This is a genomic window from Enterobacter cloacae complex sp. FDA-CDC-AR_0164, assembly GCF_003071645.1.
Taxonomy (GTDB): Bacteria; Pseudomonadota; Gammaproteobacteria; order Enterobacterales; family Enterobacteriaceae; genus Enterobacter; species Enterobacter ludwigii.
The window spans coordinates 1,929,785-1,955,758 of the sequence record NZ_CP028950.1 but is presented as its reverse complement, the minus strand read 5'-3'; the positions used below and the strand labels follow the sequence as shown (position 1 = coordinate 1,955,758).

The following is a 25,974-nucleotide window of genomic DNA, read 5'->3' as shown; positions in this document are numbered from 1 at the left end:
ATGTCGAAGATAAAAAGCTACGCCGCACCGCAGGCGGGTGCAGAACTTGAGCTGTACGAATACGATGCGGGCGACCTAAAAGCAGAAGACGTCGAAGTGCAGGTTGATTACTGCGGGATCTGCCACTCCGATCTCTCCATGATCGACAATGAATGGGGCTTCTCACAGTATCCACTGATTGCCGGCCACGAAGTCATTGGCCGCGTAGTGGCGCTCGGTAGCGCCGCACAGGACAAAGGGCTGAAGGTCGGCCAGCGCGTGGGTATTGGCTGGACGGCGCGCAGCTGTGGTCACTGCGATGCCTGTATCAGCGGTAACCAAATCAACTGCCTCGAAGGCGCAGTCCCTACCATTCTGAACAAAGGCGGTTTCGCCGATAAACTGCGTGCCGACTGGCAATGGGTTATTCCCCTGCCGGACAGCATTGATATCGAATCTGCCGGTCCGCTGCTGTGCGGCGGTATCACCGTATTCAAACCGCTGCTGATGCATCATGTCACCGCCACCAGCCGTGTGGGTGTCATCGGGATTGGTGGTCTGGGCCATATCGCAATTAAACTGCTGCACGCGATGGGCTGTGAAGTCACGGCGTTTAGCTCGAACCCGGCCAAAGAGAAAGAAGTGCTGGCGATGGGGGCGGATAAGGTAGTCAACAGCCGCGATCCGCAAGCGCTCAAATCGCTGGCAGGTCAGTTTGATCTGATCATCAATACCGTTAACGTCGATCTCGACTGGCAACCGTACTTTGAAGCGCTGGCCCACGGCGGTAACTTCCACACCGTCGGTGCGGTGATGAAACCGCTGCCGGTGCCTGCGTTTACGCTGATCGGGGGGGATCGCAGCGTCTCCGGTTCAGCAACCGGTACGCCGTTCGAATTGCGCAAACTGATGAAGTTTGCCGGACGCACTAAAGTGGCGCCCACCACCGAACTGTATCCGATGTCTAAAATCAACGAAGCTATCCAGCATGTGCGTGACGGTAAAGCTCGTTATCGCGTGGTGTTGAAAGCGGATTTTTGATGTGAACTCGCGGGATGCGTGCGGCCTGATTGCACGCATCGCCACCCTCTCCCGTCGGGAGAGGGTGTAATACTCAAAACGCTACCGTTTTGCTGCGGTCATTGCCTTGAACACCTCTGCTACCGCCACGGCCCCCGGGTCGGTCACACCCTCCAGGTTCTCTTTGTTGACATACGACGAACGTCCAGCACCCGCTTTCACCATATTCGCTGTCGCCTCAGCGCCCGCGTTCGCAGCCTGCGCAGCAGCCTGAAGGTCGCCTTTCTGCAATGCCTCCAGCGCCGGTTGCAGGGCATCGATCAAGGTGCGATCGCCAAGATCTGCCCCACCATACTGCTTCATCTGCGCCAGCCCGCTTAAGAGTGCTTCCGGCAACGGCTGACCGTCGTGCAACGTCTGCCCGGCAGCGGTAAAGAAGATCGACATCAGCACACCGCTTGAGCCCCCCATAACCGTTGCCAGCCGCTCGCCAACCAGCAGCAACAGCGTCGACACATCATTTAGCGGAAGCTGTTTCTTCTCCAGACGCTGCGCAATATCCCGCGCCCCTTGCGCAAAGGTAGAGCCCGTATCGCCATCACCCACTTTGGCATCCAGCGCATTGAGGCGGTTTTCCAGCTGGATCAGCGTCTGCGTGACCGTGGAGACGATCTCTGCGACCCGTGGATTATCCGAGGCGGTATATTCCACGCGGTCATGGATCGCGCTATGTTCCTGCACGCGCAGCGGCGCAAACGCCACCGGCTTCTGCCAGCCCAACGTCTCCACCTCTTCATGGAGAGCTTTTTCGAACAGATCGTTAAGCTTCAGCAACGTCAGCGAAAAGCCTTTCATATCCAGGGCACTCACCAGCGGTGCCGGACCAATCAGATAAGCGATATTCTCTTTCAGCGCCGAGTGGGCCAGCTCTTTGGTGAGCAACGCCATCTCCAGCGCCGACACGCCGCCGAGGTTATTGATAAGCACCGCAAAACGCCCGTTACCGGCCTGCGCTTTGAGCGGCTCGACCAGCGTGTCGATAATGGCTTTGCTGTTTTGCGTATCGACAACCGAGGCACCAGGCTCGCCGTGGATCCCGAGCCCCAGCTCCACGTGCCCCTGCTTGATCCGCCCCTCTTCATCATCACTGCCCGGCAGGTTACAGGTTTGCATTGCCACGCCCAGGCTCCAGAGATTATCGCAAGCCTGTTGCGCGATATCGCGCACCTCGGTCAGCGATTTGCCGTGCTCTGCCGCATAGCCCGCAATTTTATGAACCAGTGCCGTACCGGCGATACCGCGCGGCTGCTTGTTATCCGGCAGGGCAATATCATCGGCGACAATGACCATCTCGACCTTCAGGCCATAGCGCTTGGCTTTTTCTGCCGCCAGGCCGAAATTAAGCCGGTCGCCGGTGTAATTTTTCACGATCAGCAGACAACCCCGATCGCCCGTTACCGCCACAATGGCGTTCAGCACCGCATCAACGCTCGGCGAAGCAAAAAGATCACCGCACACCGCTGCCGTGAGCATCCCTTTGCCGACAAACCCGGCGTGTGCAGGTTCGTGACCAGAGCCACCACCTGAAATAACCGCCACCCGGCTTTTATCCCAGTCGCTGCGCGCCACCACCCGAATGGCCGGATCGATATCAAGTTTGACGAGATTAGCGTGTGGTGCCGAAATCAGTATGCCTTCGATGGCGTCGTTGACCAGCTGTTTGCGATCGTTAAAGAAGAATCTGGACATAGTTTTCCAAAATTTTGTGAACCGTATGCAAAAGCATAGTCCGCGCTGGATAATGCGCCGCAAAGTCAGCAATTTACTCAGCCATTTTGCCGTCAGGTTGCCTATACTCGACCGAGGACTAAGAGAGGAAGCGCATTATGAGTACACCATTGTTAATTGCCCGCACGCTGGACAAAGAGCTGTTTTTACTGTCCGCGATGGCCAACCGCCACGGTCTCATCACCGGGGCCACCGGGACGGGGAAAACCGTGACCCTGCAGAAGCTGGCAGAGTCGCTTTCAGAGATCGGCGTACCGGTCTTTATGGCCGATGTAAAAGGCGATTTAACCGGTGTGGCTCAGGAAGGCACTCCGTCCGAAAAACTGCTCGACCGACTCAAAAATATCGGCATCACGGACTGGACACCGCACAACAATCCGGTCGTGTTATGGGATATCTTTGGTGAGAAAGGTCACCCGGTACGTGCAACCGTCTCCGATCTCGGTCCGCTGCTGCTGGCTCGTCTGCTCAACCTCAACGACGTGCAGTCCGGTGTGCTGAACATCATCTTCCGTATTGCCGACGACCAGGGTCTGCTGTTACTTGATTTCAAAGATCTGCGGGCCATTACCCAGTACATCGGTGATAACGCCAAATCGTTCCAGAACCAGTACGGTAATATCAGCAGCGCCTCAGTCGGGGCCATCCAGCGCGGGTTACTGACCCTGGAGCAACAGGGTGCCGAACATTTCTTTGGCGAGCCGATGCTGGATATCAAGGACTGGATGCGCACCGACAGTAACGGGAAAGGCATCATCAATATTCTGAGCTCAGAGAAGCTTTACCAGATGCCGAAGCTCTACGCCGCCAGCCTGCTGTGGATGCTCTCTGAACTGTACGAGCAGTTACCTGAAGCCGGCGATCTCGACAAACCCAAGCTGGTCTTCTTCTTCGACGAGGCGCACCTGCTGTTTAACGATGCGCCTCAGGTTCTGCTGGATAAGATTGAACAGGTGATCCGCCTGATCCGCTCTAAAGGCGTCGGCGTCTGGTTTGTTTCGCAAAACCCGTCCGATATTCCTGACAACGTGCTGGGACAGCTTGGCAACCGCGTACAGCATGCCCTGCGCGCCTTTACGCCGAAAGATCAGAAGGCCGTCAAAGCCGCCGCACAAACCATGCGAGCGAACCCGGCATTTGATACCGAAGCGGCCATCCAGGCGTTGGGCACCGGTGAAGCGCTTATCTCTTTCCTGGATGCAAAAGGCAGCCCGTCCGTTGTGGAGCGCGCAATGGTGATTGCCCCCTGCTCCCGGATGGGGCCCGTGACGGACGATGAACGCAACGGCCTGATTAACCGCTCCCCGCTGTATGGTAAGTATGAGGACGACGTGGATCGCGAGTCGGCATTCGAGATGCTGCAAAAAGGGGTACAGGCCACCACCGAATCCCAGGACGCGCCTGCCGCCAAAGGCCAGTCTGTTGCCGTGGACGACGGCATCCTGGGCGGGCTTAAGGATATCCTGTTTGGTACAACCGGACCACGCGGCGGCAAACGCGATGGCGTCGTGCAGACCATGGCGAAAAGTGCAGCACGGCAGGTCACGAATCAGATTGTACGCGGCATGCTGGGGAGCCTGTTAGGCGGTCGCCGCCGGTAAGCGGGGAACCCAGGGGCGACCAAGCGCCGATCCCTGTACGCCGTGCTCTTGCAGATAACGGTCGATTTCCACCATCCCCGTCCAGCGGTTCTCACACCAGAGCGGTGCAAGAAGCGTTGGACGACGGGCGCTGGCGGAGATGCGGTGGTAGACAATCTCCGGTGGGGTGTGCCGAATCATCTCCCCCGCCGTCATCGTATACGCATCAAGCTCAATACCGGTTAAGCGCCCGGCTTCCCAGGCTTTGGCCATGATACTGCCCTTTACGATGTGCAGTGGATGCAGCTTAATTCCGTCCACACCGGTCTCGACCACCTTTTCCAGTGTCTCAAGACCGTGCTGCTGCCCTTCGCCTGGCAGGCCGACAATCAGGTGCGAGCACACCTTCAGCCCACGCTCACGCGCGAGACGTGTGGTGCGCTGGTAACAGGCAAAATCATGTCCACGGTTGATGCGGTGCAGAGTTTTGTCGTGCGCACTTTGCAGGCCCAGCTCCAGCCAGATCTCATACCCCTGCTCCTTGTACTCGCTAAGCAGGTCCAGTACCGCTTCCGGCACGCAGTCCGGGCGGGTGCCCACACACAGCCCTACGATACTGGCCTGGCTTACCGCCTGCTGATACATGGAACGCAAGACCTGTACTTCCGCCCATGTGCTGGTGTAGGCCTGGAAATAGGCCAGATACTGTTTCGCACGGTTGACCAGACTCGCCTGATGGGACAGCTGTTCGACGATGGAACGATGCTGCTGCGCTTCGTCAGCAAAAGACGCCACATTACAGAAAGTACAGCCACCGCGCCCGATCGTCCCGTCACGGTTCGGGCAGCTAAAACCGCCATGCAGCGTCAGCTTGTGAACCTTTTGCCCATAACGCTGCAAAAGATCCCCACCAAACATATTGACTAATTTCTGTAACTGCATAATCTGATAGACCGTCCCAAAGAAAGGGGACAAGCCTGCCATTTTTAGCCTCTGTCGGCGATGACCTGGATCAATCGCCCTGGACGGCCTTTATCTCTATGAATAAATACTCAAGATTACTGCAATTTCATTCACGCCAGTTGTGATTACTTTTCCTTATGTTCTGATTGTTTTTTTCACTTATAGCGTCAGCACTGAAAAACAGTGACTTTATGCGGGTTTGCATTTCATCGTAGAGAATTATTCTGCTAAAAAACGGCTATTCAGCACGCTACATCGATAATACCGCTTTCATATAGTGAGTCAGATCACACTCCGCTGCGTCTCACCACAGCTTACAAACGTTGTAAATAGAGTTGAATTTCTTTTATATACAAATAGTTAATAGCTCTTTAGCACATTTTTGTATAAATAAGATTGCCATTTGACCTGTGTACCAATTCCCGATAAGTTGGAAATCCGCTGGAAGCTTTCTGGATGAGCAGCCTGCTCATCATATTTATGCAGTAATTGAGATTCCCTCTGAAGCAAGTCCTCAAACTTGTTTACCTGCGCGAAAGGATGAAAAAGAGGGCGAATGCGAGGTACGCGTATGAAACGCAAACCCCGTCGCCATGCTCTTTCTGTGCCTGTGCGCCACGGTTCAGTGGGAAGCCCGACGAGCCTGGGGAGGTTCACTGATATGTTGTACGATAAATCCCTTGAGAAGGATAACTGTGGTTTCGGCCTGATCGCCCACATAGAAGGCGAACCTAGCCACAAGGTAGTGCGTACTGCTATTCACGCACTGGCCCGCATGCAGCACCGTGGTGCCATCCTTGCTGATGGTAAAACCGGCGACGGTTGCGGTCTGCTGCTGCAAAAACCGGATCGTTTCTTCCGTATCGTTGCGGAAGAGCGCGGCTGGCGTTTAGCCAAAAACTACGCTGTCGGTATGCTGTTCCTGAATCAGGATCCTGAAAAAGCTGCCGCCTCACGCCGCATCGTCGAAGAAGAACTTCAACGTGAAACCCTGTCTATTGTTGGCTGGCGCGATGTGCCAACCAACGAAGGGGTACTCGGCGAAATCGCCCTCTCCTCGCTGCCTCGAATTGAACAGATTTTTGTTAATGCCCCTGCGGGCTGGCGTCCGCGTGATATGGAACGCCGTCTGTTTATCGCCCGTCGTCGCATTGAAAAACGTCTCCAGGACGACAAAGAGTTCTACGTCTGTAGCCTCTCTAACCTGGTGAACATCTATAAAGGTCTGTGTATGCCGGCTGACCTGCCGCGCTTCTACCTGGACCTGGCGGACCTGCGTCTGGAATCGGCCATCTGCCTCTTCCACCAGCGCTTCTCCACCAACACCGTCCCTCGCTGGCCGCTGGCACAGCCGTTCCGCTACCTGGCGCACAACGGCGAGATCAATACCATTACCGGTAACCGCCAGTGGGCGCGTGCTCGTACCTATAAGTTCCAGACGCCACTGATCCCTGACCTGCACGATGCCGCGCCGTTCGTTAACGAAACCGGCTCTGACTCCAGCTCCATGGATAACATGCTGGAGCTGCTGCTGGCAGGCGGTATGGATATCGTGCGCGCCATGCGTCTGCTCGTGCCACCGGCATGGCAGAACAACCCGGATATGGATCCAGAGCTGCGCGCGTTCTTCGACTTTAACTCCATGCACATGGAGCCGTGGGATGGCCCGGCGGGCATCGTTATGTCCGACGGTCGCTTTGCTGCCTGTAACCTGGACCGTAACGGTCTGCGTCCGGCACGCTACGTCATCACCAAAGATAAGCTCATCACCTGCGCCTCTGAAGTCGGTATCTGGGATTACCAGCCTGACGAAGTGGTTGAGAAAGGCCGCGTTGGCCCGGGCGAGCTGATGGTTATCGACACCCGCGGTGGGCGCATTCTGCACTCTGCTGAAACCGATAACGATCTGAAGAGCCGCCATCCGTACAAAGAGTGGATGGAGAAAAACGTTCGTCGCCTGGTGCCATTCGAAGATCTGCCGGATGAAGAAGTGGGCAGTCGTGAGCTGGACGACGATACGCTCGCCAGCTTCCAGAAACAGTTTAACTACAGCGCCGAAGAGCTGGATTCCGTGATCCGCGTACTCGGTGAAAATGGCCAGGAAGCGGTCGGCTCCATGGGTGACGATACCCCGTTTGCCGTGCTCTCCAGCCAGCCACGCATCATTTATGATTACTTCCGTCAGCAGTTTGCGCAGGTGACCAACCCGCCAATCGATCCGCTGCGTGAAGCACACGTGATGTCACTGGCCACCAGCATCGGTCGCGAGATGAACGTCTTCTGCGAAGCTGAAGGCCAGGCGCACCGCCTGACCTTTAAATCGCCGATCCTGCTGTACTCTGATTTCAAACAGCTCACCACCCTGAAAGAGGATCACTACCGCGCCGACACGCTCGATATCACTTTCGACGTGACCGAAGCGACCCTCGAAGAGACGGTGAATGCGCTGTGTGACAAAGCGGAACAGATGGTGCGTAACGGTACCGTTCTGCTGGTGCTCTCTGACCGCAATATTGCGAAAAACCGTCTGCCGGTACCGGCCCCAATGGCGGTAGGTGCTATCCAGACGCGTCTGGTCGATAAGAGCCTGCGCTGCGACGCCAACATCATTGTTGAAACCGCCAGCGCCCGCGATCCGCACCACTTTGCCGTGCTGTTAGGCTTTGGTGCGACGGCTATTTACCCGTACCTGGCCTACGAAACGCTGGCGCGTCTCGTGGATACCCGTGCTATCGACAAAGATTACCGCACGGTGATGCTGAACTACCGTAACGGCATCAACAAAGGCCTGTACAAAATCATGTCCAAAATGGGCATCTCGACCATCGCCTCCTACCGCTGCTCGAAGCTGTTTGAAGCGGTCGGTCTGCATGACGACGTGGCGACACTTTGCTTCCAGGGTGTTATCAGCCGTATCGGCGGTGCCGGATTCGCTGACTTCCAGCAGGATCTGATGAACCTGTCGAAACGCGCCTGGCTGGCACGTAAGCCGCTGGATCAAGGTGGTCTGCTGAAGTATGTCCACGGCGGTGAATATCACGCTTATAACCCGGACGTGGTGCGTACGCTGCAACAGGCCGTTCAGAGCGGCGAGTACAGCGATTACCAGCAGTATGCTGAACTGGTGAACAGCCGTCCGGCGGCGACGCTGCGCGACCTGCTGGCGCTGAACCCGGGTGATGAAGCCGTCAGCATTGACGACGTTGAGCCTGCCACTGAACTGTTTAAACGCTTTGACACCGCGGCAATGTCCATCGGTGCGCTCAGCCCGGAAGCTCACGAAGCGCTGGCTGAAGCGATGAACAGCATCGGCGGCAATTCAAACTCCGGTGAAGGTGGTGAAGACCCTGCCCGTTATGGCACCAACAAAGTCTCACGTATCAAGCAGGTTGCATCCGGTCGCTTTGGCGTCACGCCAGCGTATCTGGTTAACGCCGACGTGATTCAGATTAAAGTCGCTCAGGGTGCAAAACCGGGCGAAGGCGGCCAGTTACCGGGTGATAAAGTCACGCCGTATATCGCCAAATTACGCTACTCCGTACCGGGTGTGACGCTGATTTCTCCGCCACCGCATCACGATATTTATTCTATCGAGGATCTGGCGCAGCTGATTTTCGACCTGAAACAGGTCAACCCGAAAGCGATGATCTCCGTGAAGCTGGTTTCCGAACCGGGCGTTGGCACCATCGCGACCGGTGTGGCAAAAGCCTATGCGGACCTGATCACCATCGCCGGTTATGACGGTGGTACCGGGGCAAGCCCACTCTCCTCCGTGAAATACGCGGGCTGTCCGTGGGAGCTTGGCCTGGTGGAAACCCAGCAGGCGCTGGTGGCTAACGGTCTGCGTCATAAGATCCGTCTGCAGGTGGATGGCGGCCTGAAAACCGGCCTCGACATCATCAAGGCGGCGATTCTGGGTGCGGAAAGCTTTGGTTTCGGCACGGGCCCTATGGTCGCGCTCGGCTGTAAATACCTGCGTATTTGCCACCTGAACAACTGTGCTACCGGTGTTGCAACCCAGGACGAGAAGCTGCGTAAGAACCATTACCACGGCCTGCCGTTCAAAGTGACGAACTACTTTGATTTCATCGCCCGCGAAACCCGTGAGCTGATGGCACAGCTGGGCGTGAAACGCCTGGTGGATCTGATTGGCCGTACCGACCTGCTCAAAGAGCTGGAAGGTTTCACAGCCAAACAGCAGAAGCTGGAGCTGTCTAAGTTGCTGGAAACTGCCGAGCCACATCCTGGCAAAGCGGTCTACTGCACCGAGAACAACCCGCCGTTCGACAATGGCGTGCTGAACGCGCAGCTGCTGCAGCAAGCGAAGCCGTATGTGGATGACAAGCAGAGCAAAACGTTCTGGTTTGATATTCGCAACACTGACCGTTCTGTCGGTGCATCGCTTTCCGGTTACATCGCGCAAACGCACGGTGACCAGGGCCTGGCGGCCGACCCGATTACCGCGCACTTCAGCGGTACCGCGGGTCAGAGCTTCGGCGTGTGGAACGCCGGCGGCGTTGAACTGTATCTGACCGGTGATGCCAACGACTATGTCGGTAAAGGCATGGCGGGTGGTCTGCTGGCGGTGCGTCCGCCGGTCGGTTCAGCCTTCCGTAGCTGCGATGCCAGCATCATCGGTAACACCTGTCTGTACGGCGCGACCGGCGGTCGTCTGTTTGCAGCGGGTCGTGCAGGTGAACGTTTTGCCGTACGTAACTCCGGTGCCATCACCGTGGTTGAAGGTATCGGTGATAACGGTTGTGAATACATGACGGGCGGGATTGTGTGCGTCCTGGGTAAAACCGGCGTGAACTTTGGCGCAGGCATGACGGGCGGTTTTGCTTACGTCCTGGATGAAGACGGTGAGTTCCGCAAACGCGTGAACCCTGAACTGGTGGAAGTGCTGGACGTTGAAACGCTGGCTATCCACGAAGAACACCTGCGCGGTTTGATTACCGAACACGTGCAGCATACCGGTTCTTCGCGCGGCGAAGAGATCCTGGCCAACTGGCCGGCGTTCTCTGCGAAATTCGCGCTGGTTAAACCGAAGTCCAGCGATGTTAAAGCCCTGTTGGGTCACCGTAGTCGTAGCGCAGCAGAGCTGCGTGTGCAGGCGCAGTAAGGAATTCAGATGAGCCAGAACGTATACCAGTTTATCGACCTGCAGCGTGTTGATCCGCCAAAGAAACCGCTGAAGATCCGTAAAATTGAATTTGTAGAAATCTATGAGCCGTTTTCAGAAGGCCAGGCCAAAGCACAGGCAGACCGCTGCCTGTCCTGCGGTAACCCTTACTGCGAATGGAAATGTCCGGTCCATAACTACATCCCGAACTGGCTGAAACTGGCCAACGAAGGACGTATTTTTGAAGCTGCCGAGCTGTCTCATCAGACAAACACCCTGCCGGAAGTGTGCGGCCGCGTGTGTCCTCAGGACCGTCTGTGTGAAGGTTCCTGTACGCTGAACGACGAATTTGGCGCGGTGACCATCGGTAATATCGAACGCTATATCAACGATAAAGCCTTCGAAATGGGCTGGCGTCCGGATATGACCGGCGTGAAGCAAACCGACAAGCGTGTGGCGATCATCGGTGCGGGCCCGGCGGGCCTGGCCTGTGCGGACGTTCTGACCCGTAACGGCGTGAAGGCGGTGGTCTTTGACCGCCATCCGGAAATCGGCGGTCTGCTGACCTTCGGTATTCCGGCCTTCAAGCTGGAAAAAGAGGTCATGACCCGCCGCCGTGAAATCTTCACCGGTATGGGCATTGAGTTCAAACTGAATGTGGAAGTGGGTCGCGACGTGCAGCTCGACGACCTGCTGAAGGATTACGACGCCGTCTTCCTGGGCGTGGGAACCTATCAGTCCATGCGCGGTGGTCTGGAAAACGAAGATGCGCCGGGCGTATTCGACGCACTGCCATTCCTGATTGCCAATACCAAACAGATCATGGGCTATGGCGAAACCGCCGATGAGCCGTATGTCAGCATGGAAGGCAAACGCGTGGTGGTGCTGGGCGGGGGTGATACCGCGATGGACTGCGTGCGTACCTCCATTCGCCAGAATGCGGCACACGTGATCTGCGCCTATCGTCGTGACGAAGAGAACATGCCGGGCTCTAAACGCGAAGTGAAAAACGCGCGTGAAGAGGGCGTGGAATTCCAGTTCAACATCCAGCCTCTGGGTATTGAAGTGAATGCCAATGGCAAAGTGAGCGGCGTGAAAATGGCGCGTACTGAGATGGGTGCGCCGGATGCGAAAGGTCGTCGTCGCGCAGAGATCGTGGCAGGCTCCGAGCATGTGATCCCGGCCGATGCCGTAGTAATGGCGTTCGGTTTCCGTCCTCACAGCATGGAGTGGCTGGCGAAGCACAGCGTAGAGCTGGACTCTCAGGGTCGTGTTATTGCGCCGGAAGGCAACGAAAACGCGTTCCAGACCAGCAACCCGAAAATCTTTGCTGGCGGTGATATCGTTCGCGGTTCCGACCTGGTCGTTACCGCGATTGCCGAAGGCCGTAAAGCCGCTGACGGTATTCTGAACTACCTGGAAGTGTAAGAAATAAGCCGGATGGCAAATACCATCCGGCTTTTTTTATGCGGTTAACCGCCTTTGATTTTCCCCCTGCAGCTCCGCTTTTCTGTGGTGCCGCAAAAAGAAGGGTTACTTCGTCAATAAGCTCCAGGTCAAATCACTTTCCAGCGTAGTTTGATCTGTCAGATGGCTGAACGCGCTTTCGTTGAGAACCGGTGAGAGCGTTACGTTGAAACTCATCTGCTGGCCGGAAGGGACCTGGTTATTCTCAAGCGCAATCACCGCCTCGTTATTACGCAGATAGAACGGCGTCGGTGTACCGTTTTCCGGCGTAAAATTCAGCTGATCGACCGTTTTACCCACGGTGTAACTTTTGCCATCGACGGTCATGTTGTCAATTTTGACTGCGACACCGCCGGACTGCCCAAAAAGAAACCGCCCCTTATCTCCCGCTGTACCGCGCAGTATCACCGCCATCTGCTGAGACTGAGGGCAGAAAACGTTTACCGTGATGTCACGATCGGCCATTTTATGCCAGTCCTGCTGCGTCGTTTCGATCGTATCCCGGCGCATCTCATGATAATCCACCACCGGCTGTGAGAGACTGAGCTGGCAATCTTCAGCATGGGTTATTCCTATCACACCGAGCATCAGCAAGGCCACTAAGCCCGATAAGTGTCGACTGTTCATCGGCAGACTCCGTTCACTTCTTCATAGAAGGCATTTTCGTCACGCTTATCAGCCAGGGTGTAATCAATCTTACACAGTCGGTTATTGTCACCGTCTAGCGCGTAGAGCGCGCTCAGCTGATCGGCATCGTTAATAAAGACGTGGCCATCATCAACCGTGGTCACGATATAGTTACCTTTCTCATCAACAATCGAGATCCCTTTACTCAGGGGCTGACCGTCAGCCTGCTTAACGCTTAGCATGACGCGGCGGCTGTTGAGTACTTTGAAATCAATCTCGCTGACCGAGGCATGGCCTGCGGCAATATATTTCGTGCCGTTAGCCAGCGTCATACTCTGCGGCAGCTTATTAGCATCAATTTCTATGCGGGAGTTATGCCATTCGTTGAGTGAAGGTACCACGGCCTGGCCCCATGGATCGGTCCAGACGGTACCTTGCGGAGTGGAGATTTCAACGCCGCTCTTCTTCTCGCTCAGTCTGGCAATCGCGAAGGTGTCCTGAATCGTATACGGCGAGAAAGTCACACCCTCTTTATGCATGGCCACGCCACCCGACAATGTCGCATTGTAGTTCCGCTGATTATCCCCACTGGTTCCGCCCCCCACGCTCAGTTGCGTATAGCGCAGGTTAGTGTTGATGTTGCCGTTGAAGCTGTTGTCTTTCGAATCCTGATCGCGATCGGCTGAGATGTAATAGTTCGTATTGTCTCCCAGCGAGCCGCTGTTAGACGCGCCATAGGAGGTGCTATCACCCTGTTTACGCATATAGGTACTGATGGACTGACTGCCGCCGAGCGGGATGCTCACGTTGACGTAGAACATCTCATTGTCCTGATCGTCATCGACATTACCGACCGCACTTTGCCAGTTCATGGATACTGACGCGTACGTAAAGGTCTTGCCCCATGACAGCAAGAGGTAACGTGAATCTTCACCGTCACCGCTGGTCTGGTTGTAGTTGAACCCTGCGCTAAACACCCCCGCCAGAGGGGAGGAGAAACGAACGTTGCCGGAATAGGTGTTGTCATATCCCTGATAATCATCGTCCATCGCATCAGCCAGTTCGCGATACTCTCCGCTGTAATGCGTAGCACTGCCTGAAAGACCGACGTACTCGTTCAGAATGTAATCACTTTGCAGCTCGGTTTTTACCCCGCTGCTGCTGTCACCAAAGCTCGCATTGCTGACTGCCGCACCCGTTGAAAGGGTCCAGTCATCGCTTACCAGGAACTCTGTCCTGCCGCCTGCCGCCTGGTAGTTTTCCGCAGCGGCACCTGAAGCCAGGAGATTCATCCACGGGGAGACACGCCAGCCGTCAGAGATGTTCATCACCAGCGGATCGTTATAGTCGCTGTCGATGCTGCGCACCTGACCTACAGAAAGGGTTAGACCCTGCGGGCGTGAAAGGTTGCGCGCCCTTACCTGAGACGCCGGGACGATGAAACGGTTAGTTGCGCCGTCGGATTCCACCACCGAGACGTCCAGATCCACATTGTTGCGAACCACGGGCACGTCATCCAGCGTGAAGGGGCCGGCTGGCACAAGGGTACTGAAGACCAGTTGACCGTTCTGGCGGGTTTCGACACGTGCCTGGGAAGACTGGGCAATACCGGAAACGCTCACGCCAGAGCTTGCTCTCGCCAGACCGCTGGTCGGCATAAACTGAACGCCGGTAATCGGCACCCCGCTCAACACGTTGGACATGGCGTTGATTTCACCCACCTGCATCGTCATTTTTTGCGCGGTAAAGACATGCTCTGCATAGGTGTAAATGCTTTCGGCATTCCGGCTACCGTCGTCATCCGTCAGGATATAACGGCTGCGCAGCGCCCAGTCCATCGTGTTGAATCCGGCTTCCAGGCTGGCCTGAGAGTAGCGGCTGCTGTCATTGTCACCATAGTCGTTATGGGTGCTGAACAATGAATAGTTCAGCAGCGCCGCCGTTCCGCCATGCTGGAAGTTTTTGATATCCGACGACAGACTGTTCACCGCTTCAGCTGGCAGATAGAGTTCAACGGCCTCCTGGTTAGGCAAGGCGTTGATGACGGCTTTAGGATAGTTATCCCGAATATCATGACACTCCTCACCGGACTTTATTGACACAGGCATCAGCCCAGCAAACTCCATGAGATCGTTATCAAAGCAAAGCATGCCGTCTTTGTTGAAACGAACTGCAGCCATTCCTCGCTCTTTCCCGTTGACCTTCACCGAAACGGAGTGGGTTCCGGGTAAAAAGCGCGGTGCTTCTGCGAAGTAATGGTTGAGATCTTTATTCAACCCCAGCGTTTGCATTATCCCCGTGTCGAAGGTGACCTCCCTCGCCAGTACGGATGTTGAATCAAGTAACACCAGAGGTAATGTGCCGCAAAGAATGGCGCGGACACAAAGTGCAAGGCGGCTTTGTTTACTCACCGTCATATCCCTATTTTATTTATTTAATTCCGACGTAAAGCTCGGGACCTCAACGCCATAGCGGCTGGCCGGGAAAAACTTAACGCTGCTGTCACCACTGACTTTCTTACTCATATCAGCCGTTAGCGTTTCGCCAGGAAGAATGTAGGTTTTGGACAGAGAGGCACTCACCCCTGAAGGCAGCAGCATCACGTTCTGCCCAAGACGGACCACATATTTGCTGGGATTGTTCACGGTGACGGACGTGCCGTTTGAGGACCACTTCAGGAACTTCCAGGCATCAGTGACCACACCCAGAGATGCCGGTCGAATAAGCACGGGGATATCCTGGCGAATGTTAATGCCAATCTTTATTTTTTTATCATCGTTTTTAGGCGGAATACCGTCGAATGTGACGCGTTTATAATGCTCTACATCCAATGGCTGTTTGTTCTGAAGAATAAAGCGCAGCTGCTGCGTCTGACCTGGCTCAAGACGTACCACCGGCTGCGTTGCAATAAGCTTAAGACCGGTATCGTCCGGCAGGTCAACGACATTTGTATATAAAAGTGAAGGATGCGAATCGGTATTCTTGACGTTAATCGTTCCACTGTGCGTCGCTTCATCAATGATTAACAGACTGGTTTCAGGCACCATGCCTTCTGCATGTACAGCAACACTGGAAGATAATAACGCGGCAGTAATCAGCGTGTTAAATAAAGTGGATTTTAAACAATGCATAATAATATCTCCTTGAAAGCAACAACAGAACAGTCCATGTTTATCGCGCCGTTAAAAAGAGAGTAAATGCAGCGCATTTACTCTCCGGTTAATTAAATTACGTTTACTCGATTAAAAGTCTTACAGATAACGCAGGCTGATAGTCACCTGACCATCAAGCTGGGTGTCATCAGTGATCGCCAGCGTGGTGGTATCCTGGATCGCCAGAGAGGTCACCAGTGGGAAGGTTGCGGTCTGGAACGCCAGTGGAGCCAGGGTGCCAACAGTCGCAACGGTGAAATCACGATAGTTATCGCCCTGAGTTGTACCGTTGGTGCTCTTTGACCAGTTACCGGTAGCATTCTGCTGGTAAATTGGGTCAACTTTAGCGCCGTCAGCCATTACGCTGTCAGTTTTAACGAACAGCGAGTATGTTCCGATGTTCACTGGTGTTGTACCTGTTGTTTTACCTACACCGTAAGTCTGGCTTTCAGACGAATTAGAACCACCACCAAACATGCCATTCTCAACGGTGAGTTTCGCGTTAGAATCAGCGCGATCGTCAATCATATTCCAGGACACTTTTGTTGCTGCGGTGCAGGTAATAGTCAGATCGATGTCTTTCTGGCCCAGCTGGTTAACTGCCGTTGAGCTTAAACCACCCAAACTAACTGTGCCGTAGTCAACCGTTCCGCCGTTGCTTAACTGAGGCGTACAGGCTGAATTAGTCAGCGTACCTTTGACTTTCAGAACGGCAGTCGGGTTAGCCGCAAAAGCGGATGTCACACACAGAGAGAGCGCAGTAGCGAGTAAAACCTTTTTCACTTGTTATTCCTTAACATATGAGTAATTGCAATATTAAATACAGCAGGGATAAATAAATTTACCCCATACTGTTTATCGTCATGCTTGAGAGCATGCGTAGATAATATAATCTTTATAAATACAAGCAATTTAGAAAAATTAATTTATGGATTTAGAATAACGTTATCAATAAGTGATATTTATTTATAAGAGTGTATATAGCTTTAAAACGACATATTATATTCAGCGGAGATATAGCTTGAAATTATCCGAACGGTGGGGGCAAGCAAAAAAGAAGGGATGTATATAATTTACTTTATTAAACGTTTTGACATAAAAAGACATAAAAAAATCCAGCTAGTCTGAATAACTAACTGGATAGTCGATAAAAATGCTTTTACTACTTCACAACGCGCAGTGCCGGACGGCCTCCGCGCGGCGGCGGATCGTCATCAGGATCGTCATTGTGATCGGGCTTGTCACCCTCAATGACCGACATCAGCGTTTCGCTTTCGTTTTCCGAAGCGCCGTTTTCGTCATTCAGGCCGACAACATCCTCGTCATAAGCCGCTTCCGGCTCAAACATGGTGCCTGCACCGTTTTCACGCGCATAAATCGCCAGCACCGCAGCCAGCGGTACAGAAACCTGACGCGGCACACCGCCGAAACGCGCGTTAAAGCGCACTTCGTCGTTGGCCAGTTCAAGGTTACCCACCGCGCGCGGCGCGATGTTCAGTACGATCTGCCCGTCACGTGCATATTCCATAGGAACCTGCACGCCCGGCAACGTCACATCCACAACCAGGTGCGGCGTGAGCTGGTTATCCAGCAGCCATTCATAGAAGGCGCGCAGCAGATACGGACGGCGTGGGGTAAGTTGTGACATTTCCACAGTCATTAGCCTCGGCCGAGACGCATTTCACGTTCCGGTTCAGTTAAAGATGCCAGGAAAGAATCGCGTTCAAATACGCGAGTCATGTAGCCCTTCAGCTCTTTCGCGCCCGGACCGCTGAACTCTACGCCCAGGGTTGGCAGACGCCAGAGCAACGGCGCCAGGTAGCAATCTACCAGACTGAACTCATCGCTCAGGAAGAATGGTTTCTGACCAAACACAGGGGCAATCGCCAGCAGCTCTTCACGCAGTTGCTTACGTGCAGCGTCTGCTTCAGCAGAGGAACCGTTGACGATAACGTTCATCAGCGTGTACCAGTCTTTTTCGATACGCTGCATGTACAGGCGGCTTTCACCACGTGCAACAGGGTAAACAGGCATCAGTGGTGGATGCGGGAAACGCTCATCCAGATATTCCATAATGATACGGGATTCCCACAGGGTCAGCTCGCGATCCACCAGCGTCGGTACGCTTTGGCTCGGGTTGAGATCGATCAGATCCTGAGGTGGGTTATCCTTTTCCACATGCTCGATCTCAAAACTGACACCTTTCTCGGCCAGCACGATACGAACCTGATGGCTATAAATGTCAGTAGGACCAGAAAACAGCGTCATTACCGAACGTTTGTTGGCAGCGACAGCCATGAAAACCTCCAGGTATATTCAGAATTTTTACTGCTACCAGCCCAAACAGGGCCAGCCAGATGTTGTATCGCCCATCCCAGAGAAAACACATTGTTCAAGAATCGAACAAAAAACGAGTATTCACCGATATTTGGGCAGAAAATTGGATGATAGTTTACCAGATTTTGATGGCTTTGTGGTGAGGGGATTCTGGAAATGTGGAAAAAGAGAAGATATATGCAGTGATGCTGTGGATAACCTGCACATTATCCATAAAAAAAAACCCGCCGAAGCGGGTTTTTCGCCAATCGTTTCTGCGTAAGCAGAAAAGGATTAACGTTTGGAGAACTGTGGACGACGACGTGCTTTACGCAGACCCACTTTCTTACGTTCAACCTGACGAGCGTCACGAGTAACGAAGCCAGCTTTACGCAGTTCAGAACGCAGGGATTCGTCGTACTCCATCAGAGCGCGGGTGATACCGTGACGGATCGCACCTGCCTGACCGGAGATACCACCACCTTTAACGGTGATGTACAGATCCAGTTTTTCTACCATATCAACCAGTTCCAGCGGCTGGCGAACTACCATGCGGGCAGTTTCACGACCGAAGTACTGTTCCAGAGAACGTTGGTTGATTACGATTTTACCACTGCCCGGTTTGATGAACACGCGAGCTGCGGAACTTTTGCGGCGACCAGTGCCGTAGTATTGATTTTCAGCCATTGCCTATAATCCCGATTAGATGTCAAGAACTTGCGGTTGCTGTGCCGCGTGGTTGTGCTCGTTACCTGCGTAAACTTTCAGTTTACGGAACATAGCACGACCCAGCGGGCCTTTTGGCAGCATGCCTTTAACCGCGATTTCAATCACACGCTCAGGACGGCGAGCAATCATCTCTTCAAAGGTCGCTTCTTTGATACCACCGATGTGGCCAGTGTGATGGTAGTACATTTTGTCTGTACGCTTGTTGCCGGTTACAGCAACTTTATCTGCGTTCAGAACGATGATGTAATCACCCGTATCAACGTGCGGAGTGTATTCCGCTTTATGCTTACCGCGCAGGCGACGAGCCAGTTCAGTAGCCAGACGGCCCAGAGTTTTACCGGTCGCGTCAACAACATACCAGTCGCGCTGTACGGTTTCTGGTTTAGCTGTAAAAGTTTTCATTAAAAGCTTACCCAAATAATAAGTTACACGTTGGTGAACACCCAAACGTTTAGTCAGTTGAGGTTCACACGACAAAGTCCGGCAAACCTACCCCTTCGAATAGCTAATGCCGACACATAGAAAGTTTCGGGAAAAAAACCTTCTCGTAACGTGGGGTCGCAAGATTATAGAGAAGTTGAGGTCAAAGATCGACCCTTAAATGTGATTCGAGGCGGGTTTTTCGGGGGTAAGGTTTTTGCGGTCTGCCGCCCTCACCCCCAGCCCCTCTCCCACAGGGAGAAGGTCGCATTTATGGCATATGCTGAAGCTTAAGATACTCCTCGCTTTGCATCTCCTGCAGGCGCGACAGACAGCGCTGGAACTCAAACTTCAGCCGCTCGCCTTTATACACCTCATATAAAGGTACCTCGGCGCTGACCACAAGCTTCACGTGACGCTCATAGAACTCATCGACCAGCGCAATGAAGCGGCGCGCTTCGCTTTCCATCAGCGGCGTCATGACCGGCACGTTGAGCAGCATCACGGTATGGAACAAACGCGAGAGCGCGATGTAGTCATGCTGACTGCGGGCATCCACACAGAGCGTTGCAAAGGAGACGGCCAGGGTTTGATTTTCGACACCCAGGGTTTGCAGAGGGCGATGGTTAATCTCGAGCTCAGGGGCATGAGCCCGTTTTGCCCCCGCCAGCGCCAGCCACAGTTTATCCATCTGCTGCGTGGTCTCATCGTTTAAGGGAGAGAGCCACAGATGCGCCTGAGTTAAGGTACGCAGGCGGTAATCCACCCCGGCATCAACATTCATGATGTCGCAGTGCTGTTTGATGGCATCAATAGCGGGCAGGAAACGCGCGCGCTGCAGGCCATTGCGGTAAAGCTCATCCGGCGGGATATTCGAGGTCGCCACCAGCGTTATCCCGCGTGCGAACAGCGCTTTCATCAGGCCACCCAGCAGCATGGCGTCGGTAATATCGGAGACAAAAAACTCGTCAAAACAGAGTACGTCCGTTTCCGCCTTGAACCTGTCGGCCACAATCTCCAGCGGATCGCTTTTGCCCTGCAGTGCCGTCAGCTCTTCGTGAACCCGCAGCATAAAGCGGTGGAAATGCAGACGCTGCTTACGGGTACCCGGCAGGCTCAGATAAAAGAGGTCCATCAGCCAGGTTTTCCCGCGCCCGACGCCGCCCCACATATACAAACCGCGCACCGGCGCATGAGTTTGTGGCTCTTTTTTTCCGAGCAACCGCCCCAGAGCCGCCTTCAACCCACCGCTCTGTTCACCCTCTGCAGGTTTTGCCGTGAGCTCCTGATAAATCGTATCCAGACGATTCACCGCTTCACGCTGAACGTCATCCGGCTGATGTGTACCCTCATTAAGGGCAAGTTGGTATCGCGATGCAGGGGACAGGTTTTGCATAAACGTATTGTTATTCCTTCAAATAATACTCACCAGCAGACGTGACTGATGAAAAAAAGGCCGTTCTACACTACGCGATGATACGTCAGGATTCCACTTCTGCGGAAATAGCGGTTATAGTGGCAATATCAGGCACAGGCAGGAGCCGAGCCAACACCCTACGGAACAACAAGACAACGGGAGAAGTTCATGACCTGGGAATATGCGCTAATCGGTTTAGTCGTCGGCATCGTCATTGGTGCTGTGGCCATGCGTTTCGGTAATCGCAAATTGCGTCAGCAGCAGTCACTGCAGTACGAACTGGAAAAGAACAAAGCCGAACTGGAAGAGTATCGTGAAGAGCTGGTCAGCCACTTTGCCCGTAGCGCCGAGCTGCTGGACAACATGGCGACCGACTATCGTCAGCTCTATCAACATATGGCAAAAAGCTCCAGCAGCCTGCTGCCAGAAATGACCGCGGAATCCAATCCATTCCGTAACCGTCTGGCCGACTCTGAAGCCGGTAACGATCAGGCCCCTGTTCAGATGCCACGCGACTATTCAGATGGCGCGTCTGGCCTGCTGCGCGGCGGTGCAAAACGCGATTAATCGCACAACCTGAATTTATTTTACGGGCGCTGCTATTGCGCCCGTCCTTTCTTCATGACCCCAGCTATTATTGAGTAAGCACTTCATTGTTCAGCGGTTTAAAATTCAATAACATCAACGTGTTTTAGGGCCGTTTTTCCTTTATTCCAGGTTACGAGAGTCAGCATCGATGAAGAAAAAAAACCAGCTGTTGAGCGCTATAGCGTTAAGTGTCGGGTTATCTCTCTCGGCGTCCTTCCCTGCATCTGCCGCCCTGCCTTCACAGGTACCCGGCCAGGCGGCAATTCCAAGTCTTGCGCCAATGCTGGAAAAAGTTCTGCCTGCGGTAGTGAGCGTGCAGGTAGAAGGCACGGCATTACAAAATCAACGCGTACCTGAAGAACTGAAAAAATATTTTGGCGATGAGTCGCCCGACCAGCAGGCGCAGCCTTTTGAAGGTCTGGGTTCTGGCGTCATTATTGATGCGGCCAAAGGTTATATTCTGACCAACAATCATGTTATCAGTCAGGCCGATAAAATCAGCGTACAGCTGAACGATGGGCGTGAGTTTGAGGCCAAACTGATTGGCGGCGATGACCAGAGTGACATCGCGCTGCTGCAGGTGCAAAACCCGAGCAATCTGACTCAGATTGCCATTGCGGACTCCGATAAACTGCGTGTTGGTGATTTTGCTGTCGCCGTGGGAAATCCGTTTGGTTTAGGGCAAACCGCCACCTCCGGGATAATCTCGGCGCTGGGTCGCAGCGGTCTGAATCTGGAAGGCCTGGAAAACTTTATCCAGACCGATGCCTCAATCAACCGCGGGAACTCCGGCGGGGCCTTACTCAACCTCAACGGCGAGCTGATAGGGATTAACACCGCTATCCTGGCGCCGGGCGGCGGCAGTATCGGCATCGGTTTTGCTATCCCCAGCAATATGGCCAAAACGCTGGCGCAGCAGCTCATTCAGTTCGGTGAGGTCAAACGCGGGCTGTTGGGCATCAAAGGGATGGAGATGAGCGCTGACATCGCGAAAGCGTTCAACATCAATGTGCAGCGCGGTGCGTTTGTCAGTGAAGTGCTGCCAAACTCCGGCTCGGCAAAAGCTGGCGTGAAGTCGGGCGATGTGATTGTCAGCCTGAACGATAAACCGCTGAGCAGCTTTGCGGAACTGCGCTCGCGTATTGCCACCACCGAACCGGGTGCCAAAGTGAAGTTAGGCCTGATTCGTGATGGTAAGCCGCTGGATGTCGAAGTGACGCTTGATAAGAGCACCTCATCCTCTGCCAGCGCGGAGCTTATCGCCCCGGCGCTGCAAGGGGCAACGCTGAGCGATGGGCAGCTGAAAGACGGGACGAAAGGGATTAGCGTCGATACCGTCGAGAAGAGCAGCCCTGCCGCGCAGGCCGGATTGCATCAGGATGATGTGATCATCGGAGTGAACCGCAATCGCGTGCAATCCATCGCAGAACTGCGCAAGGTGCTGGAAAGCAAACCGGCGGTCATTGCCCTGCAGGTTATGCGCGGCAACGAGTCTATCTATATTCTGTTGCGCTAAGCATTTGCGATTCCGGACATCACCGCTGCGTGTGATGTCCGGATAACTCATGTTATGCTGCAAATCGTTCCTTTATTAACGACACGCGCATCATGCTTTTAAAGCTCTTTCGTTCAATTGTCATCGGTTTGATTGTTGCCGGCCTGCTGCTGGTCGTCATGCCGTCTTTACGCCAGTTCAATAAGCTGTCGGTGCCTCAGTTCGACAGTGCGGATGAAACGCCTGCGACCTACAACCAGGCCGTTCGCCGTGCCGCGCCTGCCGTGGTTAACGTTTATAACCGTGGCCTCAATAGCTCAGCCCATAACCAGCTGGAGATCCGCACTCTCGGCTCCGGGGTAATTATGGACGAGCGCGGCTACATCATTACCAACAAACACGTGATTAACGATGCCGACCAGATCATCGTTGCCCTGCAGGATGGCCGCGTGTTTGAGGCCCTGCTGGTGGGCTCGGATAGCCTGACCGACCTGGCCGTGCTGAAGATCAACGCCACGGGCGGTTTACCGGTTATTCCTATTAACCGTAAACGAACCCCTCATATTGGCGACGTCGTGCTGGCTATCGGTAACCCTTATAACCTGGGCCAGACGATCACGCAGGGGATTATCAGCGCCACTGGTCGCATTGGCCTCAACCCGTCGGGACGGCAGAACTTCCTGCAAACCGATGCGTCCATCAACCACGGTAACTCCGGCGGTGCGCTGGTCAACTCGCTGGGCGAACTGATGGGTATCAATACCCTCTCGTTCGATAAGAGCAATGACGGTGAGACGCCGGAAGGGATTGGGTTCGCCATTCCATTCCAGCTGGCGACCAAGATCATGGATAAGCTGATCCGCGATGGCCGTGTGATCCGCGGTTATATTGGTATTGGCGGTCGTGAAATTGCGCCTATGCATTCGCAGGGCGGTGGCATCGATCAGATTCAGGGCATCGTGGTCAACGAAGTGTCGCCTGGCGGCCCGGCGGCTAACGCGGGAATTCAGGTTAATGATGTCATCGTGTCGGTCAACGGCATACCAGCGGTATCGGCGCTGGAGACCATGGATCAGGTTGCGGAGATCCGTCCTGGCTCTATCATCCCGGTTGAAGTCATGCGTAACGATAAGAAGCTGACGCTGCAGGTGACGATTCAGGAATACCCGGCCACCAACTGACAGGCATAAAAAAACGGAGCGCATTGCTCCGTTTTTTTTGCCGGGCGGCATGACTGCTTACCCGGCCTGTGGGGACATCCGTTTTACTTGTTAACGAACTCTTCGCCCAGAGTGATATCTTTCTTCAGCGTATCCAGCATGCCTTCCATCGCGTTCTGTTCAAACGCGCTCAGCTTGCCAATCGGCTGATGTTCTTCGATACCGTTTTTACCCAGCAGCAGCGGCTGAGAGAAGAAACGAGCGTGTTCTCCGTCGCCTTCAACATACGCGCATTCAACAACGCCTTTCTCGCCCTGCAGTGCACGAACCAGTGACAGACCAAAACGTGCCGCCGCCTGACCCATAGACAGGGTTGCAGAACCGCCACCCGCCTTCGCTTCCACCACTTCGGTGCCCGCGTTCTGGATGCGTTTGGTCAGGTCAGCCACTTCCTGCTCGGTGAAGCTAACACCAGGGATCTGCGACAGCAGAGGCAGAATGGTGACACCAGAGTGACCGCCGATAACCGGCACTTCAACTTCTGAAGGCTGTTTGCCTTTCAGTTCAGCCACGAAGGTGTTGGAACGGATGATGTCCAGCGTGGTTACGCCGAACAGTTTGTTCTTATCGTAAACACCGGCTTTTTTCAGCACTTCTGCCGCGATAGCAACCGTGGTGTTCACCGGGTTGGTGATGATACCAATGCACGCTTTCGGGCAGGTTTCAGCAATCTGCTGGACCAGGTTTTTCACAATACCCGCGTTGACGTTGAACAGGTCTGAACGATCCATGCCTGGCTTACGCGCCACGCCAGCGGAGATCAGCACCACGTCCGCGCCCTGCAGGGCAGGACGAGCATCTTCACCGGAGAAGCCTTTGATTTTCACAGCTGTCGGGATGTGGCTCAGGTCAACCGCCACACCTGGGGTTACCGGAGCAATATCGTACAGGGAGAGTTCTGAGCCTGAAGGCAGTTGGGTTTTCAGTAGTAGGGCAAGCGCCTGGCCGATACCACCAGCAGCGCCGAGGACTGCGACTTTCATCCTAAACTCCTTATTATGGTTAACTTAAGTATCTGTAACTCCGTTGCGGCGACCATAATTCAGCAGGTAATTAATTACAATTTTCGTCACTAAATAATTTGAGGTCGCGCGACTTTATCTCTCACCAGAAGACTATCTGACGACAGACGACAACGAATTAAGAGGGGGTTACAATACACCCTGCCACGCCACCAAAACAACATCATTTTGATAACATTTAATTTACTTTTAAGCTTATTTGCTTGCCGTGACCCAGGCATGTTTTCTGATAACGAAATCTGATAAAATCACTCCCTTTCATAACATTATTTCAGCCTAACCGCTGGCAGATAATTTGCATAAAAATTCATCCACATGCATAATAATGTTGTTTCTTTCGTCATATTCCGGGTGACTTATGCGAAGCTCGTCTAAGCAAGAAGATTTAGTGAAGGCGTTTAAAGCGCTACTCAAAGAAGAGATATTCAGTTCTCAGGGAGAAATTGTTCAGGCTTTACAGGAACAAGGCTTCGATAACATCAACCAGTCGAAAGTCTCCCGCATGTTAACCAAATTTGGTGCGGTACGTACGCGTAACGCCAAAATGGAGATGGTCTACTGCCTGCCTGCAGAACTTGGCGTGCCAACCACCTCCAGCCCGTTGAAGAATCTGGTTCTCGATATCGATTACAACGATGCCGTTGTTGTGATCCATACCAGCCCGGGTGCTGCACAGTTGATTGCACGTATGCTGGACTCGCTGGGTAAGCCTAAAGGCATCCTTGGGACGATTGCGGGTGACGATACCATCTTCACTACCCCCGCCAATGGCTTCTCAGTGAAAGATCTCTACGAAGCAATTCTGGATCTGTTCGAGCAGGAACTCTGATTACCCTCCCCGTGGCGTCCTGCTACGGGGATCATTCTGCTTCTGCTGCATTTCCCCCTGTTTTATCCCGCCCTTTACTTTAACAAATAGTGCTTTTTACCGCTCATTAACATTCACTTGGTGAATGATAAATCAAAAAATCGCACAAAAAATCAAAAGCTGATATCCATATGATTTTCTTAGATATACAGCCACACACTGAACAATAAACGCACAATTTTATGCCATTAGGTTATAAAA

At 53.8% G+C, this 25,974-nt stretch carries 21 protein-coding genes; 9 read left to right on the top strand and 12 right to left on the bottom strand.

Annotated features, from left to right (window positions below):
* Positions 1–1,020 carry an NADPH-dependent aldehyde reductase Ahr gene (gene ahr / locus AM410_RS09575; protein ID WP_020883520.1) on the top strand — a complete coding sequence of 340 codons (1,020 nt, stop codon included), beginning with the start codon at positions 1–3 and terminating at the stop codon, positions 1,018–1,020.
* Positions 1,021–1,101: 81 nt separating this feature from the next.
* On the opposite strand, the gene AM410_RS09570 is transcribed toward ahr, so the two are convergent.
* Positions 1,102–2,748 carry a glycerone kinase gene (locus AM410_RS09570; RefSeq protein WP_032680191.1) on the bottom strand — a complete coding sequence of 549 codons (1,647 nt, stop codon included), beginning with the start codon at positions 2,746–2,748 and terminating at the stop codon, positions 1,102–1,104.
* 137 nt (positions 2,749–2,885) lie between these two features.
* On the opposite strand from AM410_RS09570, the gene AM410_RS09565 reads away from it, so the two are divergent.
* Complete coding sequence (locus AM410_RS09565; protein WP_108647757.1) at positions 2,886–4,388, top strand: helicase HerA-like C-terminal domain-containing protein; 1,503 nt, start codon at positions 2,886–2,888, stop codon at positions 4,386–4,388.
* On the opposite strand, the gene AM410_RS09560 is transcribed toward AM410_RS09565, so the two are convergent.
* Positions 4,368–5,309, bottom strand: a complete 942-nt coding sequence (locus tag AM410_RS09560; protein ID WP_106504349.1) for a TIGR01212 family radical SAM protein — start codon at positions 5,307–5,309, stop codon at positions 4,368–4,370. The genes AM410_RS09565 and AM410_RS09560 overlap by 21 nt on opposite strands.
* A gap of 682 nt (positions 5,310–5,991) precedes the next feature.
* Here AM410_RS09560 and gltB point away from each other — a divergent pair.
* Together gltB and AM410_RS09550 are read left to right on the top strand one after the other, a co-directional pair.
* Complete coding sequence (gene gltB / locus AM410_RS09555) at positions 5,992–10,452, top strand: glutamate synthase large subunit (RefSeq protein WP_032679060.1); 4,461 nt, start codon at positions 5,992–5,994, stop codon at positions 10,450–10,452.
* A 9-nt stretch (positions 10,453–10,461) separates the two neighbouring features.
* Positions 10,462–11,880, top strand: a complete 1,419-nt coding sequence (locus AM410_RS09550; RefSeq protein ID WP_014171835.1) for a glutamate synthase small subunit — start codon at positions 10,462–10,464, stop codon at positions 11,878–11,880.
* 105 nt (positions 11,881–11,985) lie between these two features.
* Here AM410_RS09550 and AM410_RS09545 read toward each other — a convergent pair whose 3' ends face one another.
* The 6 genes from AM410_RS09545 to sspA form a co-directional block, all read right to left on the bottom strand.
* Positions 11,986–12,546, bottom strand: a complete 561-nt coding sequence (locus AM410_RS09545; RefSeq protein WP_108647756.1) for a hypothetical protein — start codon at positions 12,544–12,546, stop codon at positions 11,986–11,988.
* Positions 12,543–14,963: a fimbrial biogenesis usher protein gene (locus AM410_RS09540; protein WP_108647754.1), complete on the bottom strand. Its 2,421-nt coding sequence runs from the start codon at positions 14,961–14,963 to the stop codon at positions 12,543–12,545. The genes AM410_RS09545 and AM410_RS09540 overlap by 4 nt, the downstream gene beginning before the upstream one ends.
* A 9-nt stretch (positions 14,964–14,972) precedes the next feature.
* Entirely contained in the window at positions 14,973–15,677 is a 705-nt protein-coding gene (locus tag AM410_RS09535; RefSeq protein ID WP_032680186.1) for a fimbria/pilus chaperone family protein, read from the bottom strand.
* Positions 15,678–15,797: 120 nt separating this feature from the next.
* Entirely contained in the window at positions 15,798–16,481 is a 684-nt protein-coding gene (locus AM410_RS09530; RefSeq protein WP_020883513.1) for a DUF1120 domain-containing protein, read from the bottom strand.
* A gap of 379 nt (positions 16,482–16,860) precedes the next feature.
* A complete protein-coding gene (gene sspB / locus AM410_RS09525) occupies positions 16,861–17,352 on the bottom strand; it encodes a ClpXP protease specificity-enhancing factor (RefSeq protein ID WP_025202910.1) in 492 nt (163 codons plus the stop codon).
* Between the two features lie 5 nt (positions 17,353–17,357).
* Positions 17,358–17,996 carry a stringent starvation protein SspA gene (gene sspA, locus AM410_RS09520; protein ID WP_025202909.1) on the bottom strand — a complete coding sequence of 213 codons (639 nt, stop codon included), beginning with the start codon at positions 17,994–17,996 and terminating at the stop codon, positions 17,358–17,360.
* Between sspA and AM410_RS23885 the strand changes: the two genes are divergently transcribed.
* Positions 17,995–18,297 (top strand): hypothetical protein, encoded by a 303-nt coding sequence (locus AM410_RS23885; protein WP_136342246.1) that lies wholly within the window; start codon positions 17,995–17,997, stop codon positions 18,295–18,297. The genes sspA and AM410_RS23885 overlap by 2 nt on opposite strands.
* Before the next feature lie 11 nt (positions 18,298–18,308).
* Here the strand turns inward: AM410_RS23885 and rpsI are convergent, their stop codons facing one another.
* The 3 genes from rpsI to zapE all read right to left on the bottom strand — a co-directional run bounded on the left by rpsI (position 18,309) and on the right by zapE (position 20,559).
* The gene (rpsI, locus tag AM410_RS09510) at positions 18,309–18,701 is read right to left on the bottom strand and encodes a 30S ribosomal protein S9 (RefSeq protein ID WP_003860436.1); all 393 of its coding nucleotides are present in this window, start codon (positions 18,699–18,701) and stop codon (positions 18,309–18,311) included.
* Positions 18,702–18,716: 15 nt separating this feature from the next.
* Positions 18,717–19,145, bottom strand: a complete 429-nt coding sequence (rplM, locus tag AM410_RS09505) for a 50S ribosomal protein L13 (protein ID WP_003860434.1) — start codon at positions 19,143–19,145, stop codon at positions 18,717–18,719.
* 289 nt (positions 19,146–19,434) lie between these two features.
* Positions 19,435–20,559 carry a cell division protein ZapE gene (gene zapE, locus AM410_RS09500; protein WP_040018734.1) on the bottom strand — a complete coding sequence of 375 codons (1,125 nt, stop codon included), beginning with the start codon at positions 20,557–20,559 and terminating at the stop codon, positions 19,435–19,437.
* A 189-nt stretch (positions 20,560–20,748) separates the two neighbouring features.
* On the opposite strand from zapE, the gene zapG reads away from it, so the two are divergent.
* The 3 genes from zapG (at position 20,749) to degS (ending at position 23,844) form a co-directional block, all read left to right on the top strand.
* The gene (gene zapG / locus AM410_RS09495; RefSeq protein WP_014171843.1) at positions 20,749–21,147 is read left to right on the top strand and encodes a Z-ring associated protein ZapG; all 399 of its coding nucleotides are present in this window, start codon (positions 20,749–20,751) and stop codon (positions 21,145–21,147) included.
* A 169-nt stretch (positions 21,148–21,316) separates the two neighbouring features.
* On the top strand, positions 21,317–22,684 hold the full coding sequence (gene degQ / locus AM410_RS09490) for a serine endoprotease DegQ (RefSeq protein WP_014171844.1): 1,368 nt from the start codon (positions 21,317–21,319) through the stop codon (positions 22,682–22,684).
* Positions 22,685–22,776: 92 nt separating this feature from the next.
* Entirely contained in the window at positions 22,777–23,844 is a 1,068-nt protein-coding gene (gene degS / locus AM410_RS09485; RefSeq protein WP_025202907.1) for an outer membrane-stress sensor serine endopeptidase DegS, read from the top strand.
* Positions 23,845–23,927: 83 nt separating this feature from the next.
* On the opposite strand, the gene mdh is transcribed toward degS, so the two are convergent.
* Positions 23,928–24,866: a malate dehydrogenase gene (gene mdh / locus AM410_RS09480; protein ID WP_014171846.1), complete on the bottom strand. Its 939-nt coding sequence runs from the start codon at positions 24,864–24,866 to the stop codon at positions 23,928–23,930.
* 397 nt (positions 24,867–25,263) lie between these two features.
* On the opposite strand from mdh, the gene argR reads away from it, so the two are divergent.
* Positions 25,264–25,734: a transcriptional regulator ArgR gene (gene argR / locus AM410_RS09475; RefSeq protein ID WP_014171847.1), complete on the top strand. Its 471-nt coding sequence runs from the start codon at positions 25,264–25,266 to the stop codon at positions 25,732–25,734.
* The last annotated feature ends 240 nt before the right edge of the window (positions 25,735–25,974 follow it).

Coding starts and splice junctions, on each gene's coding strand:
- mdh (WP_014171846.1), bottom strand. CDS start 24,866: ATGAAAGTCGCAGTCCTCGGCGCTGCTGGTGGTATCGGCCAGGCGCTT.
- rplM (WP_003860434.1), bottom strand. CDS start 19,145: ATGAAAACTTTTACAGCTAAACCAGAAACCGTACAGCGCGACTGGTAT.
- ahr (WP_020883520.1), top strand. CDS start 1: ATGTCGAAGATAAAAAGCTACGCCGCACCGCAGGCGGGTGCAGAACTT.
- AM410_RS09535 (WP_032680186.1), bottom strand. CDS start 15,677: ATGCATTGTTTAAAATCCACTTTATTTAACACGCTGATTACTGCCGCG.
- AM410_RS09545 (WP_108647756.1), bottom strand. CDS start 12,546: ATGAACAGTCGACACTTATCGGGCTTAGTGGCCTTGCTGATGCTCGGT.
- rpsI (WP_003860436.1), bottom strand. CDS start 18,701: ATGGCTGAAAATCAATACTACGGCACTGGTCGCCGCAAAAGTTCCGCA.
- degQ (WP_014171844.1), top strand. CDS start 21,317: ATGAAGAAAAAAAACCAGCTGTTGAGCGCTATAGCGTTAAGTGTCGGG.
- gltB (WP_032679060.1), top strand. CDS start 5,992: ATGTTGTACGATAAATCCCTTGAGAAGGATAACTGTGGTTTCGGCCTG.
- degS (WP_025202907.1), top strand. CDS start 22,777: ATGCTTTTAAAGCTCTTTCGTTCAATTGTCATCGGTTTGATTGTTGCC.
- AM410_RS23885 (WP_136342246.1), top strand. CDS start 17,995: ATGAAAACCTCCAGGTATATTCAGAATTTTTACTGCTACCAGCCCAAA.
- AM410_RS09565 (WP_108647757.1), top strand. CDS start 2,886: ATGAGTACACCATTGTTAATTGCCCGCACGCTGGACAAAGAGCTGTTT.
- AM410_RS09570 (WP_032680191.1), bottom strand. CDS start 2,748: ATGTCCAGATTCTTCTTTAACGATCGCAAACAGCTGGTCAACGACGCC.
- sspA (WP_025202909.1), bottom strand. CDS start 17,996: ATGGCTGTCGCTGCCAACAAACGTTCGGTAATGACGCTGTTTTCTGGT.
- AM410_RS09560 (WP_106504349.1), bottom strand. CDS start 5,309: ATGCAGTTACAGAAATTAGTCAATATGTTTGGTGGGGATCTTTTGCAG.
- zapE (WP_040018734.1), bottom strand. CDS start 20,559: ATGCAAAACCTGTCCCCTGCATCGCGATACCAACTTGCCCTTAATGAG.
- zapG (WP_014171843.1), top strand. CDS start 20,749: ATGACCTGGGAATATGCGCTAATCGGTTTAGTCGTCGGCATCGTCATT.
- AM410_RS09550 (WP_014171835.1), top strand. CDS start 10,462: ATGAGCCAGAACGTATACCAGTTTATCGACCTGCAGCGTGTTGATCCG.
- argR (WP_014171847.1), top strand. CDS start 25,264: ATGCGAAGCTCGTCTAAGCAAGAAGATTTAGTGAAGGCGTTTAAAGCG.
- AM410_RS09540 (WP_108647754.1), bottom strand. CDS start 14,963: ATGACGGTGAGTAAACAAAGCCGCCTTGCACTTTGTGTCCGCGCCATT.